This is a genomic window from Saccharothrix variisporea, assembly GCF_003634995.1.
GTDB lineage: Bacteria > Actinomycetota > Actinomycetes > Mycobacteriales > Pseudonocardiaceae > Actinosynnema > Actinosynnema variisporeum.
This window is the reverse complement of the sequence record NZ_RBXR01000001.1, coordinates 5,489,860-5,505,973: the sequence shown is the minus strand read 5'-3', so window position 1 is coordinate 5,505,973 and position 16,114 is coordinate 5,489,860. Positions and strand designations below refer to the sequence as shown.

General features: G+C 69.9%; 16 protein-coding genes. 7 read left to right on the top strand and 9 right to left on the bottom strand.

Going from position 1 to position 16,114, the window contains the following annotated elements; all coding sequences use genetic code 11:
* Positions 1–7: 7 nt before the first annotated feature.
* From DFJ66_RS24865 to DFJ66_RS24855, 3 genes are all read right to left on the bottom strand, one after another.
* Positions 8–988 carry a TAXI family TRAP transporter solute-binding subunit gene (locus DFJ66_RS24865; RefSeq protein ID WP_121224280.1) on the bottom strand — a complete coding sequence of 327 codons (981 nt, stop codon included), beginning with the start codon at positions 986–988 and terminating at the stop codon, positions 8–10.
* Complete coding sequence (locus DFJ66_RS24860; RefSeq protein ID WP_121224278.1) at positions 981–2,990, bottom strand: TRAP transporter permease; 2,010 nt, start codon at positions 2,988–2,990, stop codon at positions 981–983. The genes DFJ66_RS24865 and DFJ66_RS24860 overlap by 8 nt, the downstream gene beginning before the upstream one ends.
* Positions 2,991–3,833: 843 nt before the next feature.
* Entirely contained in the window at positions 3,834–4,094 is a 261-nt protein-coding gene (locus tag DFJ66_RS24855; RefSeq protein ID WP_121231701.1) for a UBP-type zinc finger domain-containing protein, read from the bottom strand.
* Positions 4,095–4,122: 28 nt separating this feature from the next.
* On the opposite strand from DFJ66_RS24855, the gene DFJ66_RS24850 reads away from it, so the two are divergent.
* Both DFJ66_RS24850 and DFJ66_RS24845 read left to right on the top strand, forming a co-directional pair.
* A complete protein-coding gene (locus DFJ66_RS24850; RefSeq protein ID WP_121224276.1) occupies positions 4,123–5,676 on the top strand; it encodes a Na+/H+ antiporter in 1,554 nt (517 codons plus the stop codon).
* A gap of 114 nt (positions 5,677–5,790) precedes the next feature.
* Complete coding sequence (locus tag DFJ66_RS24845) at positions 5,791–6,897, top strand: glycerophosphodiester phosphodiesterase (protein WP_211351310.1); 1,107 nt, start codon at positions 5,791–5,793, stop codon at positions 6,895–6,897.
* Positions 6,898–6,946: 49 nt separating this feature from the next.
* Here the strand turns inward: DFJ66_RS24845 and DFJ66_RS24840 are convergent, their stop codons facing one another.
* On the bottom strand, positions 6,947–8,080 hold the full coding sequence (locus DFJ66_RS24840; RefSeq protein ID WP_121224274.1) for an LLM class flavin-dependent oxidoreductase: 1,134 nt from the start codon (positions 8,078–8,080) through the stop codon (positions 6,947–6,949).
* 117 nt (positions 8,081–8,197) lie between these two features.
* Entirely contained in the window at positions 8,198–9,487 is a 1,290-nt protein-coding gene (locus tag DFJ66_RS24835) for an adenylosuccinate synthase (RefSeq protein WP_121224272.1), read from the bottom strand.
* Between the two features lie 128 nt (positions 9,488–9,615).
* Between DFJ66_RS24835 and DFJ66_RS24830 the strand changes: the two genes are divergently transcribed.
* From DFJ66_RS24830 to DFJ66_RS24820, 3 genes are all read left to right on the top strand, one after another.
* Complete coding sequence (locus DFJ66_RS24830) at positions 9,616–10,239, top strand: hypothetical protein (protein ID WP_170199638.1); 624 nt, start codon at positions 9,616–9,618, stop codon at positions 10,237–10,239.
* A gap of 107 nt (positions 10,240–10,346) precedes the next feature.
* Positions 10,347–10,985 carry an HNH endonuclease family protein gene (locus tag DFJ66_RS24825; RefSeq protein ID WP_121224268.1) on the top strand — a complete coding sequence of 213 codons (639 nt, stop codon included), beginning with the start codon at positions 10,347–10,349 and terminating at the stop codon, positions 10,983–10,985.
* On the top strand, positions 10,985–11,233 hold the full coding sequence (locus tag DFJ66_RS24820; RefSeq protein WP_121231697.1) for a hypothetical protein: 249 nt from the start codon (positions 10,985–10,987) through the stop codon (positions 11,231–11,233). The genes DFJ66_RS24825 and DFJ66_RS24820 overlap by 1 nt, the downstream gene beginning before the upstream one ends.
* A gap of 58 nt (positions 11,234–11,291) precedes the next feature.
* On the opposite strand, the gene DFJ66_RS24815 is transcribed toward DFJ66_RS24820, so the two are convergent.
* The 3 genes from DFJ66_RS24815 to DFJ66_RS24810 are packed head-to-tail and all read right to left on the bottom strand — an operon-like array spanning position 11,292 to position 12,914.
* Positions 11,292–12,374 carry an FUSC family protein gene (locus tag DFJ66_RS24815; protein ID WP_121224266.1) on the bottom strand — a complete coding sequence of 361 codons (1,083 nt, stop codon included), beginning with the start codon at positions 12,372–12,374 and terminating at the stop codon, positions 11,292–11,294.
* Positions 12,347–12,472 carry a hypothetical protein gene (locus DFJ66_RS45100; protein WP_281276636.1) on the bottom strand — a complete coding sequence of 42 codons (126 nt, stop codon included), beginning with the start codon at positions 12,470–12,472 and terminating at the stop codon, positions 12,347–12,349. The genes DFJ66_RS24815 and DFJ66_RS45100 overlap by 28 nt, the downstream gene beginning before the upstream one ends.
* Positions 12,473–12,506: 34 nt before the next feature.
* Complete coding sequence (locus DFJ66_RS24810) at positions 12,507–12,914, bottom strand: DUF3151 domain-containing protein (protein ID WP_121224264.1); 408 nt, start codon at positions 12,912–12,914, stop codon at positions 12,507–12,509.
* Between the two features lie 290 nt (positions 12,915–13,204).
* Between DFJ66_RS24810 and DFJ66_RS24805 the strand changes: the two genes are divergently transcribed.
* Entirely contained in the window at positions 13,205–14,335 is a 1,131-nt protein-coding gene (locus DFJ66_RS24805) for a hypothetical protein (RefSeq protein ID WP_211351308.1), read from the top strand.
* Between the two features lie 156 nt (positions 14,336–14,491).
* Here the strand turns inward: DFJ66_RS24805 and fbaA are convergent, their stop codons facing one another.
* Complete coding sequence (gene fbaA / locus DFJ66_RS24800) at positions 14,492–15,526, bottom strand: class II fructose-bisphosphate aldolase (RefSeq protein ID WP_121224261.1); 1,035 nt, start codon at positions 15,524–15,526, stop codon at positions 14,492–14,494.
* A 93-nt stretch (positions 15,527–15,619) separates the two neighbouring features.
* Here fbaA and DFJ66_RS24795 point away from each other — a divergent pair, with 93 nt between their 5' ends.
* Positions 15,620–15,904, top strand: a complete 285-nt coding sequence (locus DFJ66_RS24795; RefSeq protein ID WP_121224259.1) for a DUF427 domain-containing protein — start codon at positions 15,620–15,622, stop codon at positions 15,902–15,904.
* Positions 15,905–16,114: the final 210 nt, after the last annotated feature.

The following is a 16,114-nucleotide window of genomic DNA, read 5'->3' as shown; positions in this document are numbered from 1 at the left end:
CAGCGGGTCATCCGCCGAACGCGTCCAGGGAACCGGCGTGCAGCGGCACCGGGTCGGTCATCGCGGCCTTCTCCTTGATGATGTCCTTGGCCGCCGGGTGCACCTTCTCCAACTCCGCCTTCTTCTGGAAGACGAGCTTGGTGATGGCGCACGCGTTGGCGTCCGGGAAGTCGGCCTTCACCAGCAGCACGTTCGGCACGACGACGGTCGGGACGTCCGCGGGCTGCCCGTAGGTGGCGGCCGGGATGGTGCCCTTGTCGTAGACCGAGTTGACCTCCTTCAACTTGGCCAGCTGCGGGGTGATGTCGATGAACTTGACCTGGTCCTTCAGCGACGTCGTGATGTCGGTGATCTGCGCGGTGGGCAGGCCGCCGGACCAGATCAGGCCGTCCAGGCTGCCGTCCTTCATGCCGTCCGCGGTCTTGGCCAGGTCGAGGCGCTGCGCCTGGACGTCCTTCTCCGGGTCGAGGCCGGCGGCGGCGAACAGGCGGTTGGAGATGACCTCGGTGCCGGACTTGGGCGAGCCGGTGGAGATCCGCTTGCCCTTCATGTCGGCGATCGAGTTGATGCCGCTGGACGCCCGCACCAGCACCTGCGTGTAGTTCGGGTACAGGCGGGTCAGGGCCTGGATCTTCTGCGGCTTGCCCTCGAACGCGCCCTTGCCCTTGACCGCGTCGGCCGCGGTGTCGGCCAGCGAGAACGCCATGTCGTAGTCGCCCGCGACCAGCTGCTGGATGTTCTGCACGGACGCGCCGGTCTCCGCCGCGGTGGCCTTGAGCTTGGTGTTGTCGCTGATCAGCTTGGCCAGGCCGCCGCCGACGACGTAGTAGACGCCGCCGGAGTTGCCGGTCGCGATGGTGATCCGCCCGTCGGCCGCCTCGCACGCCGCGGTCTTGGAGCCGGTGTCCGAGGTCTCGCGCTTGCCGCCGCACCCGACGGCGACGAGCGCCACCGCCAGGACGGCGACGGGGACCTTCCAGCTACGCATGGTGTTCCTTTCGCATCTTCGGCAGGAGCAGGTGCACGGCCACCGCGGCGACGAGGAACCCGATGCCGACGGCGATCGTGACCGGTTGCAGGTAGAGCAGGGAGATGGCGGCGGGAACGCACAGCAGCCGCTCGGGCCACTGGGCGCGGTGGACCAGCCACCCGCCGGTGACCACGGCGAGTGCCGCGACCCCCAGCGCAGAGGCGGCGAAGACCCACAGCACGTCCACGAACGACGAGCGCAGCAGCAGGGCCGCGCCGTCCTCCGTGAGCACGAACGCGAGCGGCACGAGGAACGCGGGCAACGTGTACTTCCACGTCCGCCACATCGTCTTCATCACGTCGCCGCCGGTGATGGCGGCGGCGGCCACCGCGGCCAGCGCCGTCGGCGGCGTGACCTCGGACAGCACCGCGTAGTAGAAGATGAACATCGCGGTTTCCTCGCGGGCCACGCCCAGCTCCACCAGCGCGGGCCCGATCACGACCCACGAGATGATGAAGGACGCGGTCACCGGCACGGCGAGCCCGAGCACGCTCACCGCGACGGCCGCGAGGACCACGGTCACGAACAGCACGACCGACGGGTTGGACGAGATCAACCCGGCCACGTCGACCAGCGCGGAGGCCAGTTCCTGCCCCAGCCCGGTCTTGGTGATGGTCGAGGTGATCACGCCGGCCGCCGCGCACACCGCGACCACGGGCAGCGCGCCGCGCACCCCGGTGGACAGCGAGTCGAGGATGGTCCGCCCCCAGGTACGGACATCCCCCTTGTGCGCGATCAACGCGAACAAAGCCGCGACCCCGGACGCGTACACCACAGCCGAGTAGACCGGGATGTCCAGCGCCAGGAAGACGACGATCACACCGAGCGACAGGAAGTGGTACCCGCCGCGCTTGAGCAGCACCCACGGACTGGGCGCGTCGATGTCCACGGGCTGGGCCCCGAACCGCCGCGCGTCGATCTCCACGGCCAGGGCGATGCCCAGGTAGTACAGCAGCGTCGGCAGGATCGCCCAGATCAGCACCTGCAGGTACGAGGTCTCCAGGTACTCGGCGATGATGAACGCCGCCGCACCGAGCGTGGGCGGCGACAGGATCGCCCCGATCCCGGAGGCCGCGAGCAACCCGCCCGCGCTCTCCTTGGGATAACCCGCCTTCTTGAGCATCGGCCAGGTCACCGCGCCCAACGACACCGTGGTGGCCGTACCCGACCCCGACACGGTCCCCAGCAGGAACCCCGCCGTGGCCGCCGTGCGCCCCGGCGCGGTCCGCGACTTCCGGAACGCCGAGAAGCTGATGTCCACGAAGAACGTGCCCGCGCCGGACGCGTTCAGCACCGCCCCGTAGATCGTGAACAGCACGATGTAGGTGGCCGCCACGTCCAACGGCGTCCCGTAGAACCCGGTGGGGCCGTTGTAGAAGCCGTTGATGATCTGCGCGAAGTCCACACCGGCGTGCGAGATCGCCCAGGACGGCGGCAGGTACCCGCCGTAGTAGGCGAACGCGATGAACCCGACGCAGACGATCGGCAACACCCACCCGGTGGTCCGCCGGCACGCCTCCAGCACCAGGAGCAGCAGGATCGTCCCGGCGACCACGTCCAGGTCGGTCAACTGCCCCTGCCGGTCGAGGAACGCGTCGAACCCCCCGAACAACGGGTACGCCCCGACCGCGAACGCCAGCACCGCCAACGTCCAGTCCAGCGGCCCCGGGTCGTCGGACCCGCCCTTGCGCGGCCGGTAGCACAGGAACACCAGCGGCAACGTGACCGCGAGGAACATCACCAGGTAGTACTGCCCGCCCTTGGCGAACGGCCAGAACACCTGCTTGAGCACCAACAGGGCCACCAACAACCCGGCAACCCAGATGCCCAGCTCCCACCGCCCCGACAACGACCGCGAGGGCCGCTCCTCGTCGTACTCGGCGATCAGCTCGGCGACATCGGCGACTTCAGCCTGTGGCTTCGTCGACACGCGCACTCCTTCGTGTCGCGCACGGATCATGCGCCACCGAAGCTACTTGTGGGCGCTCTCACAGCCATAGCCCCACCATCTAAAGGGACTGTAAAGACCTTGACCACCCCTCACATCCGCCGCCAACACGCCCAACCGCGCCCGATGCCCTTCGTTGGGCTGCCGCGCGGCACCACCCAAGCTGGGCTTCTTGCTTTTGTCATCCCCGTATGGCCTGCCCGAAGGGCTACCACATTTTCCGGGGGTTGCGGCCGAAATTTTTGTGAGGGACGAGCAAAAATTTTAGCGGCAACCCCCGGGAAATGTGGTAGGCTCCGCCAGGGCATGCGGGGATGACAAAAGCAAGAAGCCCCCGCCCTTTCTCTTCGTCATCCTTGGCGGCCTGCCCGCCGGCGAGGCTCTTTCCTCTTTTCCCGCTTTTTGCGCTTTTCAAGATCTTCAAGATCTTCAAGATCTTCAAGCGACGCTTCGCTCTCAAGGCCTGCACGCTGCGCGTTCTCAAGATCAAAAGCGCCTGCCGGCGGGCGAACCACCGATGGGGGGGTGAAGGGCGTCGGTTCCCCCGCCGCATGACCCGGCAAAGCCAACCACACTTTTGGTCGGGTGCCGCTAAAATTTTTTGCTCGTCCCTCACAAAAAATTTCGGCTGCACCCGACCAAAAGTGTGGTAGCCCTTCGGGCGGGCCATACGGTGGGGGAACCGAGGCCCTCCACTTGTGGCTCACACCACCGCGCGCTGACGCGCGCGAAAGCCGCGCTTCGCGCGGTGAAGAGCCTGCCGGGAAAAGTGGCGGCTTGGGTTGGTCAAAGCGGGTGGCGGAAGCCTTGCTCCGGGGTGAAAGTGAAAACTGAGGCCCGATCGTCCGAATCCGGCTAGACCACTCGGCCGTCCTCATAGCACCAGCGCCAGTCTTCCCCGGGCTCGAAGGACTTCATCACCGGGTGGCTCGACTCGTGGAAGTGGGCCGTCGCGTGTCGGCGGGGGCTGGAGTCGCAGCACGCCACGTGGCCGCAGCTCAGGCACAGGCGCAGGTGTGCCCAGTTGTGTTCGCCCGCCGCTAGGCAGTCCGCGCAGCCCTCGGTGGTGTCCGGGGAGACCGTGTCGGGCAGGGTGGCGAGGTGAGGACAGGTCATGTCGGCCATCATCACGCAAGATTGCGCCATGCACGGACCGGAACTCCTGCTCCTCCTCGTCGGCGCGCTGCTGGTCACGGCCGGGGCCAAGCGGCTCGGGTGGCCCGCTCCGCTGGTGCTGGTCGCCGTCGGGCTGCTGGTGTCCTTCATCCCGGGGTTGCCGGAGTTCGCGCTGGAACCCGAGCTGGTGCTCGTACTGGTCCTGCCGCCGCTGCTGTACTCGGCGGCGCTGGACAGCTCGTACCACAACATCCGGGCCAACCTGCGGCCGATCGGGCTGCTCGCCGTGGGGCTGGTGATCGCGACGACGGTCGGCGTGGGCTGGGTCGCGCACCTGGTGCTGCCCGAGTTGTCGCTCCCGGCCGCGCTGGTGCTGGGGGCGGTCGTGGCGCCGCCGGACGCCGTGGCGGCCGTGGCCATCGGGCGGCGGCTGAACCTGCCGCGGCGGACGATGACGCTGCTCACCGGGGAGAGCCTGATCAACGACGCGACCGCGCTGACCGTCTACAAGGTCGCGGTGGCGGCCACGCTCGGGGTGACGGCCACCTGGGTGGACGGGCTGCGCACCTTCGTGATCGGCGCGGGTGGCGGTGTGGTGATCGGGTTGGCCATCGGGATGGGGGTCCGGTGGATCAGGTCCCGGTTGGACGACGGCGTGATGGAGAGTTCGCTCGGCATGTTGGTGCCGTTCGGGGCGTACCTGTTCGCCGAAGAGCTCGGCTCGTCGGGCGTGCTCGCCGTGGTCGTCGCGGGTCTCTACATCGGGCACTACGCGCCGCGCAGCTCGTACTACACGCGCTTGCAGGACACGGCGGTGTGGCGGTCCGTGGACGTCCTGCTCGAATCGTTCGTCTTCGCGCTGATCGGGCTCCAGCTCAAGACCACCGTGGGGGACGTCGACGTCACCTCGGCGCTCATCGTGGCCGCCGCCGTGATCCTCGCGGCCACGATCCTGGTCCGCTTCGTGTGGATGTACCCGGCGGCGTACATCCCGCGCTGGCTGTCCCCGCGCATCCGCTCGCGGGAGAAACCGCCGGGCTGGCGTGGCATCACCGTGCTGTCCTGGGCGGGTATGCGGGGTGTGGTGTCGCTGGCCGCCGCGTCCGCCCTGCCGCTGGACCTGCCGGGTCGGGACGTGATCGTGTTCTGCGCGTTCGTCGTCACGGTCGGGACGCTGCTGGTCCAAGGCCTCACCCTGCCGTGGGTCATCCGGAAGTTGGGGTTCCACGGCGACGAGGAGCGCGCGGACGCCCTGGCCGAGGCGCAGGTGCAGCACGCCGCCGCCCAGGCCGCCGTGGACCGCCTGGACGAACTGATCGGCGAGGGCGACCAGACCCCCGACCACATCGTCGAACGCCTGCGCGTGATGGCCGAGCACCGCGGCAACGCGGCCTGGGAGCGCCTGGGCCGCCAGGAGGAGGAGAGCCCGGCCGCGTCCTACCGGCGGCTGCGCCGGACCATGCTGGAGGCGGAGCGGGAGGTCTTCATCGAGGCCCGGGACCAAGGGCGGATCGACGACGAGGTCCTGTTCCGCGTGCTGCGCGAGTTGGACCTGGAGGAAGCGGCCATATCCCGTGAGTAGTCGCCCACCACGCATTCACCGTGACGACGCCCGCCCTTCACCCTACGGTGACCAGGAGGTCGCGGTGCGCAACGAGGCTGCCCCGCGACTGGTCAGCGAACAGGGAGGTCGGCGATGGTGCGGACGAGGATCGTCGGGGTGGCGCTCGCGGCGCTCGCGGTGGCCGGGGCGGTGACCGTGTCGTCGGCGTCGGCGCAGGACGACCCCACGAGCGCCCACAAGGCCAAGGGACCGATCGTGATCGGCCACCGCGGCGCGTCGGGCTACCGCCCGGAACACACGCTGGCGTCCTACGAGCTGGCCGCCCGCATGGGCGCGGACTACATCGAGCCGGACCTGGTGTCCACGAAGGACGGTCAGCTGGTCGCCCGGCACGAGAACGAGATCGGCGGCACGACCGACGTCTCCACCCGGCCGGAGTTCGCGGGCCGCAAGACCACCAAGGTCGTGGACGGCACGTCGCTGACCGGCTGGTTCACCGAGGACTTCACGCTCGCCGAGCTGAAGACGTTGCGCGCCAAGGAGCGCATCCCGGAGATCCGCCCGCGCAACACCCTCTACGACGGCCGCTACGAGGTGCCGACCCTCCAGGAGGTCATCGACCTCTCCCGCCGGCTGTCCCGCGAACTCGGCCGCGACATCGGCATCTACCCGGAGACCAAGCACCCCACGTACTTCCAGGACATCAAGCTCGCCCTGGAGCCCAAGCTGGTCGAGGTGCTCACCCGCAACGGCCTGAACCGGCCGAACGCCAAGGTGTTCGTGCAGTCCTTCGAGGTGGCCAACCTCAAGGAGCTGCGCAAGCAGCTGCGCGTCCCGCTGGTGCAGCTGGTGGACGCCTCCGGCGCGCCGTACGACTTCGTCAAGGCCGGTGACAAGCGCACCTACCGCGACCTGGTCACGCCCGACGGCCTGCGCGAGATCCGCACCTACGCCAACGGCGTCGGCGTGAACAAGGGCCTGATCATCCCGCGCAACGCCGCCGGCTACCTCCAGGCCCCGACGAGCCTGGTCCGCGACGCCCACACCCGCGGCCTGATCGTGCACTCGTGGACGTTCCGCAACGAGAACTCGTTCCTGCCGGCCGACTTCCGCACCTCGACCGACCCGGCCGCCTACGGCCGCGCCTTCGAGGAGTACGCGAAGTTCTACGCGACCGGCCTGGACGGCGTGTTCGCCGACAACCCGGACACCGCCCTGGAAGCCCGCGCCTCCCGCTGACCGGGTGGTCTGCCGCGGGCCGACCGGCGCCGGCCCGCGGCGGCACGACTCAGGCGGACGTGAGCACCGGCGCGGTCTGCTCGGCACCACCGAGCAGGCCGCGCCGCGCCAGTTCCGGCCGCACCCCCTCACCGAACCAGTAGGCCTCCTCCAGGTGCGGGTAACCGGACAGCACGAACTCGTCCACCCCCACCGAGTGGTACTCCTCGACCAGGTCCGCCACCTCGGCGTGGCTGCCCACGAGCGCCGTCCCCGCCCCGCCGCGCACCAGCCCGATCCCGGCCCACAACCCGGGGTGCACCTCCAGCCCGCGCACCCCCTTCGCCAGGTCACCGCCGTGCAGGGCGAGCATCCGCTGCTGCCCCACCGACTGGCTCTCCCGCAACTGCGCCTGCGCCCGCGCCACCTGCCCGGGGTCCAGCGCCGCCCACAGCTTCTCCGCCTCGCGCCACGCCTCCGCCGACGTGTCGCGCGAGATCGTGTGCAGCCGGATCCCGAACCTGATCGGCCGGTCGCCCGCCAACTCCCGCACCCGCCCGATCTTCTCGGCGACCTGCGCGGGCGGTTCGCCCCACGTCAGGTACACGTCCGCCCGCCGCGCCGCGACCGGCAGCGCCGCCTCCGACGAGCCGCCGAAGTAGATCGGCGGCACGGGGGAAGGTGCGGCCAGCACCGTCGCACCGGCCACCTGGTAGTGCTCGCCGGAGAAGTCGACGGGGGTCCCGGACCACACTGCCCGCACGACGTGCAGGAACTCGTCGGTCCGCGCGTACCGCTGGTCGTGGTCGAGCCAGTCGCCGAAGCGCTGCTGCTCCACCGCGTCCCCGCCGGTGACGACGTTGAGCAGCAGCCGGCCGCCGGAGATCCGCTGGTAGGTGGCCGCCATCTGGGCGGCCAGGGTCGGCGAGATCAGGCCCGGCCGGAACGCCACCAGGAACTTCAACCGCCGGGTGCGGGCGATCAGCGCGGCCGTGGTGAGCCAGGCGTCCTCGCACCACGTGCCGGTCGGCGTGAGCACGCCCTCGAACCCGTTGCGCTCGGCCGCCACCGCGACCTGCTCCAGGTAGTCGATCTCCGCGTCCCGCGGGGCGGGTCCGCCCTGGGTCTTGTTGGCGTGGAAGCGTTCCACGACGGTCCGGCCGTCACCGGACGTGGGCAGGAACCAGTGCAGGACCACCGACACGACGAACCTCCCGGCGAGACAACGGAAAACCCGAGTTTTCGGCGTCCCACCGGGAGGCGTCAACGCGTCCCGGATGCTGACAAACGCTCTGTCTGCGCCAGAACCGAGCCAGGCGGATCAGGCGAGCATGTCGTGGCGCACGATGGTCTGGTCGCGGCCCGGGCCGACGCCGATCGCCGAGATGCGGGCGCCGGAGATGGACTCCAGGTGCTCGACGTAGGCGCGCGCGTTGGCGGGCAGCTCCTCGAACGTGCGGCAGTGGCTGATGTCCTCGAACCAGCCCGGCAGCTCCTCGTACACCGGCACGGCGTGGTGCACGTCGGTCTGCGTCATCGGCATCTCGTCGACGCGCTCGCCGTCGATGGTGTAGCCCACGCACACCGGCACCTTCTCCAGGCCGGACAGCACGTCGAGCTTGGTGAGGAAGTAGTCGGTGATGCCGTTGACCCGCGAGGCGTAGCGGGCGATCACGGCGTCGAACCAGCCGGTGCGCCGCGAGCGGCCGGTGGTGACGCCGAACTCGCCGCCGGTCTTGCGCAGGTGCTCGCCCATCTCGTCGTTCAGCTCGGTCGGGAACGGACCCGAGCCCACGCGGGTGGTGTAGGCCTTGAGGATGCCGATCACGGTGGTGATCCGCGTCGGCCCGATGCCGGAGCCCGCGCTGGCGCCGCCCGAGGTCGGGTTGGAGGACGTGACGAACGGGTAGGTGCCGTGGTCGACGTCGAGCAGGGTGCCCTGCGAGCCCTCCAGCAGCACCGTCTCGCCGCGCTCCAGCGCCTGGTTGAGCAGCAGGCGGGTGTCGGCGATGCGGTCGGTGAACTTCGCGCCGTGCTCCAGCACCGCGTCCACGACCTGCTCGGGGTCCAGCGCCTTGCGGTTGTAGACCTTGACCAGCACCTGGTTCTTGAAGTCCAGGGCGGCTTCCACCTTCTGCCGCAGGATCTTCTCGTCCAGCAGGTCCTGCGCGCGCACGCCGACGCGGGCGATCTTGTCCTGGTAGCACGGGCCGATGCCGCGGCCGGTGGTGCCGATCTTGGCCTTGCCCAGGTACCGCTCGGTGACCTTATCGATGGCCACGTGGTAGGGCATGATCAAGTGCGCGTCGGCGGAGACCAGCAGGCGCGAGGTGTCGACGCCCTGGCGCTCCAGGCCGTCCAACTCCTCCAGCAGCACACCGGGGTCCACCACGACGCCGTTGCCGATGACGCTGGTCACACCCGGCGTGAGGATGCCGGAGGGGATCAGGTGCAGGGCGAACTTCTTGCCGTCGGGCAGCACGACGGTGTGACCCGCGTTGTTGCCGCCCTGGTAGCGGACGACCCACTGGACCCGTTCGCCGAGCAGGTCGGTCGCCTTGCCCTTGCCCTCATCGCCCCACTGGGCGCCGATCAGCACTACGGCCGGCATGTGAAACTCCAAGCGGTTCGACGGGTCAAGAGCGTGACGGACCAACCGTCACTTGCCGGTGGTTGAGGGTAGACCAGGAGATGAACGTGCGCGGAATCGTGTTGGCCTGCGGAAACTCGCAGTCGCCAATGATCACGGACGGTGACCGTTTCGAGGTGCGGCAGGTGGGTGCGCGCCCCGGAAAGGCCGAGGTGGACCCGGTTCTGGCGGAATTGGGTGACCGACGTCTCATCGTCCACGGGACGGACGCGGACCTCAACGCGGTCGTCCTGCGCCTGCTGCGCACCGAGCGGCTGGCGGACGTGCCGGTGGCCTACGTCCCGGTGTCGCCGTCCTCCGGCGTGGCGCGGCTGTGGCACCTGCCGACCGACCCGGGCCGCGCGCTCGACCTGGCCCTGTCGGGTGACGCCGATCGCGTGTCACTCGTCCGGGACGACGTCGGCGGTGTCCTGGTCGGCTTCGGCTCGCTCGGACCGGTGCGGGGCGTGGCGTACGCGGACGACACCGTCGTGCTGCGCGGTCAGGCGAGCCGCATCGACGTGATCCCGGACAACGAGCTCGGGCTCGTGGTGCGCGTGACCCACAAGCGCCTCTTCACCAAGAAGGTCGTCACCACGCCGAGCCGGGCGTTCCAGTTGGGGTGCCTGCCCGTGCAGGTGAACTTCGACGGGATCGCGCACCCGCGCCCGATGAACAAGTGGACCTGGTACCGCCACACGGAGGATCTTCGCCTGGTGCGCGGAGTGCAGTAACGGAGGATTTTCCCTTAAGCCACAAGGGTGTCACTCGAAGGCATTGTGACGGCCGGATAATTGGCCCAGGGTAATTCCGACAGCTTCCAACTAGGAAGGTCGGAATTATGTCAACGGTCAACAAAGCCGCGCGATTCCCGATCCCCCTGCTCCTGGCTGGTGCACTCACCCTGGGCCTGACCGCCCCCGCCCAGGCCACCCCGCCCGACATCCCCAGCGCCGCCACCGCGAACTCCGAACTGGCGGCGCTCACCGTCGCGTCCGAGGGCTCCCTGTCCGGCTACTCGCGCGACCTTTTCCCGCACTGGATCACCATCTCCGGCACCTGCATCACCCGCGAGACGGTCCTCAAGCGCGACGGCACGTCCGTGGTGACGGACTCGTCCTGTGCCGCCGTGTCGGGCCGCTGGTACAGCCCCTACGACGGCGCCACCTGGACCGCCGCGTCCGACGTGGACATCGACCACATCGTGCCGCTGGCGGAGGCGTGGCGGTCGGGCGCGTCGTCGTGGAGCACGTCCCGGCGGCAGTCGTTCGCCAACGACCTGAACGGCCCGCAGCTGATCGCCGTGACCGACAACGTCAACCAGGCCAAGGGCGATCAGGACCCGGCGCTGTGGAAGCCGCCGCTGACGTCGTACTGGTGCACGTACGCGAAGATGTGGGTACACACCAAGTACCGGTGGAGCCTCAAGGTGAACTCCGCCGAGAAGACGGCGTTGCAGTCGATGCTCGGAAGGTGCTGATGGCCGACTACTCGTCCCCTTTCGTGGCGGGACCGGGCGGTGTGATGACCGACGAGGTCGGCGTGATCACCGGTGCACTGGAATTGCGCACCACTTTCGCGAACGGGGTGGTGCGCGCCAAGGTCCGCTATGAAGGCGCCGACGAGTGGTACGCCATCACCGGCGCTTCCTGCCGCCTGGCCGACCAACGCGACCACGCGGCGGTCCACCAGGTCCTGCTGGGCGTCCTGAACCGCCCGTTGGGCTGAGACCACCGGGCTGCGGGGCGTTGGCGCTGGAGCTCCCGGCACCAACGTCCCGCAACTGTCAGCCTTCGGTCTTGCGGCTCAACGGGGGCAGGGACTCCACCGCCTCCGCCCGGGTCAACCCGGTGGCCTGCAACAGGTCCACGGCCACCGACCGGACCTGGGCCAGCACCACCTTGGTGGAGAACCCCTCCCCGCCCAGCTGCCGAGGCGTCGCCACGGCCGCCGCGTCGCGCACCGCCGCCCGTGCCCGCCGGGGTTCCTCGCCGCGCACCAGCTCGGCCCTCAGGACCTCCACGGCGGAGGCGTACTGGCGCAGGACGTCGGGCAGCACGGCGGGCATCTTCTCGTTGTCCCGCAAGGCGGCCAGCGCTCTGCGTGCCAGGACCCTGGTGTTGCGCAACGCGTAGTCCACCGGCGCGGCCACGGCTTCGTAGCGGGCCAGGTCGCCCCGGCTGCGCCAGCGGATGGGGGCGATGGTGGCGATCTCGCCGCCGGTCTGGAGGGCGGTCCGGAAGTCGTCCACCGCGTCCTGGCTGCCGCGCAACCGGGCCAGCACCCCGGCGGCCTGCACGGCGTCCCCGTCCGCCACGGCGTCCGCGACCCCGCGCAGGGCGGTCGCCAGTTCGCCGAACACGGCCTTCGACTGCCGGTGGGCGACGGTCAGCGGGTTGGCCGGCAGCAACGCCGTCACCGCCAACCCGACCAGCCCGCCGACCAGGGCGTCCACCATCCGGTCCAGGCCACCGCCGGCGCTGGGCGGCAGCAGCGTGGCCACCAGGACCGCCGAGGAACCGGACTGCAGGGCGATCACCGCGCCACCGTCGAGCAGCACGGCGGTCGACATGGCCAGGGCCACGACCAGCGCGATCTGCCACGGCCCGGAGCCGATCACGGAGATCAGGACGTCACCGACCCCGACCCCGACGGACACGCCGACGACCAGCTCCACGACCCGCCGCAGCCGCTGCCCGAGCGACACACCCAGGCACACCACGGCGGCGATGGGCGCGAAGAAGGGGTGCGCGTGCCCGACGACGGAGGTCGCGACGAGCCACGACAGCCCGGCGGCGAGGGCGGCCTGCGCGATCGGCAAGGCGGTGCCCTGCCACCGCTTCAGTCGCCGGACGAGCTCAGCCCGCACCCGCCCACCACCGGTGGTGTCGCCACCACCCGCGGCACCGCGGGCACCAGCAGCACCGGCACCCGCACCACCAGCGGCACCGCCACGCGCGGCGTCACCGGCGCGGGAGGAGTCCACGCGACCGGCCCGTCGTCAGGACAGGCCGAGGGCGGCCGGGGCCGCGGGATCGCTGTCGGCGAGGAACTTCTTGCAGCGCTCGTACTCCTCGGTCTCGCCGATCTCGTCGGCCGCCCGCGCCAGCGCCGCCAGCGCCCGCAGGAAGCCCTGGTTGGCGCGGTGCGACCACGGCACCGGGCCGAAGCCCTTCCAGCCGGCGCGGCGCAGTTGGTCCAGGCCGCGGTGGTAGCCGGTGCGGGCGAAGGCGTAGCCGGCGATCGGGTCGCCGGTCTGCAGCGCCCGTTCGGCGAGCAGGGCCCACGCCTCGCTGAAGTCGGGGTAGGCGCGGACGATCTTGGCCGGGTCGGTGCCCGCCTCGGCGGCGGCCTGCGCCTCGGGCCGGTCGGGCAGCAGCGTCGGGTCAGGACCGAGCAGGTTCTCCATGCGCTCAGGATAGGAATACCCGGGCCACGGCAGCGACCAGTGCCAGCACGAGCGCCGACACGACGACCCCGGCGACGACCTTCTTGCCCATCCCACGACTCCTCGCCGCTCTCAGCGATCTCTCAGGCAGGCACTCTCCCGCGTTACCCCGACCAGTGCAACGGCGATCACCCGTTCGCCTCAACCTCACCCCGAAAGTGCTGGTCGCCACCACCCCTTAGGGGACGAATCGGTAAAGACCAGGGTGGTTCCCGCTTCCCGACCGTCCACCTGAGACGCATCATGTTCGGGTGAAAACGGGGGTTGTCGAACGCGTCGCGCGGTTCCGCGACCAGTACTGGGAGCGGGGCGAGCCGGGTCGCCGGACCCCTCCGGCGCTGGCCGCCGGTCTCTACCAGCTCTGGCTGCTGGGACTGCTGCTCAAGCTCATCGGGTCGTCCTGGGACGTCGCCTGGCACTTCAAGTGGCTGCGCGACGAGCTCGCCCCACCGCACATGATCAACACCGTGGGCACGGTGATCGTGGTCGGCCTGACGCTCTTCCACACCTACACCGGCTACGGCGCCGACAAGACCGCGCTGCGCCTGATGCAGTGGGGCACAGGTGTCTTCCTGGTCGCCCTGCCGATCGACCTGATCAACCACCGGATCAACGGCCTGGACATCACGTCCTGGAGCGGTTCGCACGCCCTGCTCTACCTGGGCACGGCGATCATGCTCGCGGGCGCGCTGCGCGGGTTCTCCCAGCACGCCGAACCGTCCCGGTGGCGGCTGTTCGGCCTGGCCGCGCTGTGGTTCTTCTTCCTGGAGAACATGTGGTTCCCCAACCAGCACCAGGAGTACGGGGTGCTGGAGATCGCGTCGTGGGACCGCGGCGACCCGTACGCGGAGCCGATCCTGCTCCAGTTCGCCGCCGACCAGATCGGGCGGCCGGTGGACCGCGCGTCGATCGTGCAGTTCTCGCTGCCCATCGCGGACTGGGTGTACCCGGTGTGGGGCCTGGTCACGGCCGCGTTGGTGCTGGTCGTGGCGCGGCGCAGCATCGGTCGCCGGTGGGCCGCGACGGCGGTGGCCGGCGGGTACGTCGCCTACCGCTGCCTGATCTGGCCGCTGCTGGCCGGCGTCGACTTCCCGATCTCGACAGTGCCGCTGTTCCTCGTGCTGGTCGGCCTGGCGGTGGACGCCGCGCACCTGGGCCGCGTGCCCGAGCCGGTCGCGGCGGTGCTCGGGGCGGCGGCGGTGACGGGCCTGGGCTACGGCGGGATCTGGGCGCAGCAGCAGCTCGACGCCGCGCCGCCGATCCTGTTCGGGTCCGCCGCGGTGACGTTCGTGCTGCTCGCGGTGCTGTGGACGGCCGCGGGTCCGGCGGCCCGGAAGATCGGCGTGGGGCTGAACCCACTGCGGCCCCGGGTGGCCGCCTGATCCCGCGCACGCGCAGCGCCTTGTGGACGCGGGCGCGCCGGGCGTCGCGGTGCGCATCGACGACAGCCGGTGCGCCACCTAGTTGCATGCACGGGCGCTGACCAGCGCAAACGGCCCCTCCCGAAGCACTCGGGAGGGGCCGTTCCGGGGTGGTTCTCAGCCGGCGATCATGCGGCCGGAGGACTTCAGGTGCTCGCACGCCTGCGCGATGCGGGCGGCCATGCCCTGCTCGGCGGCCTTCAGGTAGGACCGCGGGTCGTAGGCCTTCTTGTTGCCGACCTCGCCGTCGATCTTCAGCACGCCGTCGTAGTTCGTGAACATGTGGCCCACGATCGGACGGGTGAACGCGTACTGCGTGTCCGTGTCGATGTTCATCTTGATGACGCCGTAGGACACCGCCTCGTGGATCTCCTCCAGCAGCGAGCCCGAGCCGCCGTGGAAGACCAGGTCGAACGGCTTCGAGCCGGCCGGCAGGCCCAGCTTCTCGGCCACGACCTCCTGGCCCTGCTTGAGGATCTCCGGGCGCAGCTTCACGTTGCCCGGCTTGTACACGCCGTGCACGTTGCCGAACGTCGCCGCCACCAGGTAGCGGCCCTTCTCGCCGGCGCCGAGGGCGTCCACCGTCTTCAGGTAGTCCTCGGGGGTGGTGTAGAGCTTCTCGTTGATCTCGGCGACGACGCCGTCCTCCTCGCCGCCGACGACGCCCACCTCGATCTCGAGGATGATCTTCGCCTTGGCGGTGAGGTCGAGCAGCTCCGCCGCGATCTTGAGGTTCTCGTCCAGCGGCACCGCCGAGCCGTCCCACATGTGGGACTGGAACAGCGGGTTCAGGCCGCGGTCGACGCGCTCCTGGCTGATGGCCACCAGCGGGCGGACGTAGCCGTCCAGCTTGTCCTTGGGGCAGTGGTCGGTGTGCAGCGCGATGTTCACCGGGTACTTCTCGGCGACGACGTGCGCGAACTCCGCGAGCGCCACCGCGCCGGTGACCATGTCCTTCACCTTGGTGCCCGAGGCGAACTCGGCGCCGCCGGTCGAGATCTGGATGATCCCGTCGCTCTCGGCCTCCGCGAAGCCGCGCAGCGCCGCGTTGAGCGTCTCGGACGAGGTGACGTTGATCGCGGGGTAGGCGAACTCGTTCGCCTTCGCCCGATCAAGCATCTCGACGTAGACCTCGGGGGTTGCGATGGGCATCGGTGGTCCTCCTCGGGTGCCCGGAACGCGGTGTCGGGGGCATCCTACGGCCACGGCCCGACGGGAGAAGTCGATCACCGGCATAGTGGAGGCATGGCGATCGCACGGTGGAACGGCGAGATCATCGCCGAGAGTGACGACACGGAGATGGTGGAGGGGAACCACTACTTCCCCCTGGAGTCGGTGCACGCCCAGTACCTCAGGCCGTCGGACACCACTTCGGTGTGTCCGTGGAAGGGCACCGCGAACTACTACAACCTGCACGTGAACGGCAAGGACAACCCGGACGCGGTCTGGTACTACGCCGAGCCGAAGGAAGCGGCGGCCAACATCAAGGGGCGTGTCGCCTTCTGGCGGGGCGTCGAGGTGACCGGCTAGCCAAGGTGACCGGCTAGCCGAGGTGATGGGCTGGTTGAGGTGACCGGCCGGCGGCCTCGGCTCGCGGGGTCGTCGGGCTGCGTCCCGGCTTGGGCTGCGCCCCCGGTTTCCATTGTCCCACGAGGTACCGACAATTCCGTTCCAGCGCCCCCTGGGGATCATTCTCCCAGGGGGCGCCGACATTCAGCCCGGTCGAATCACCCGGTCAGG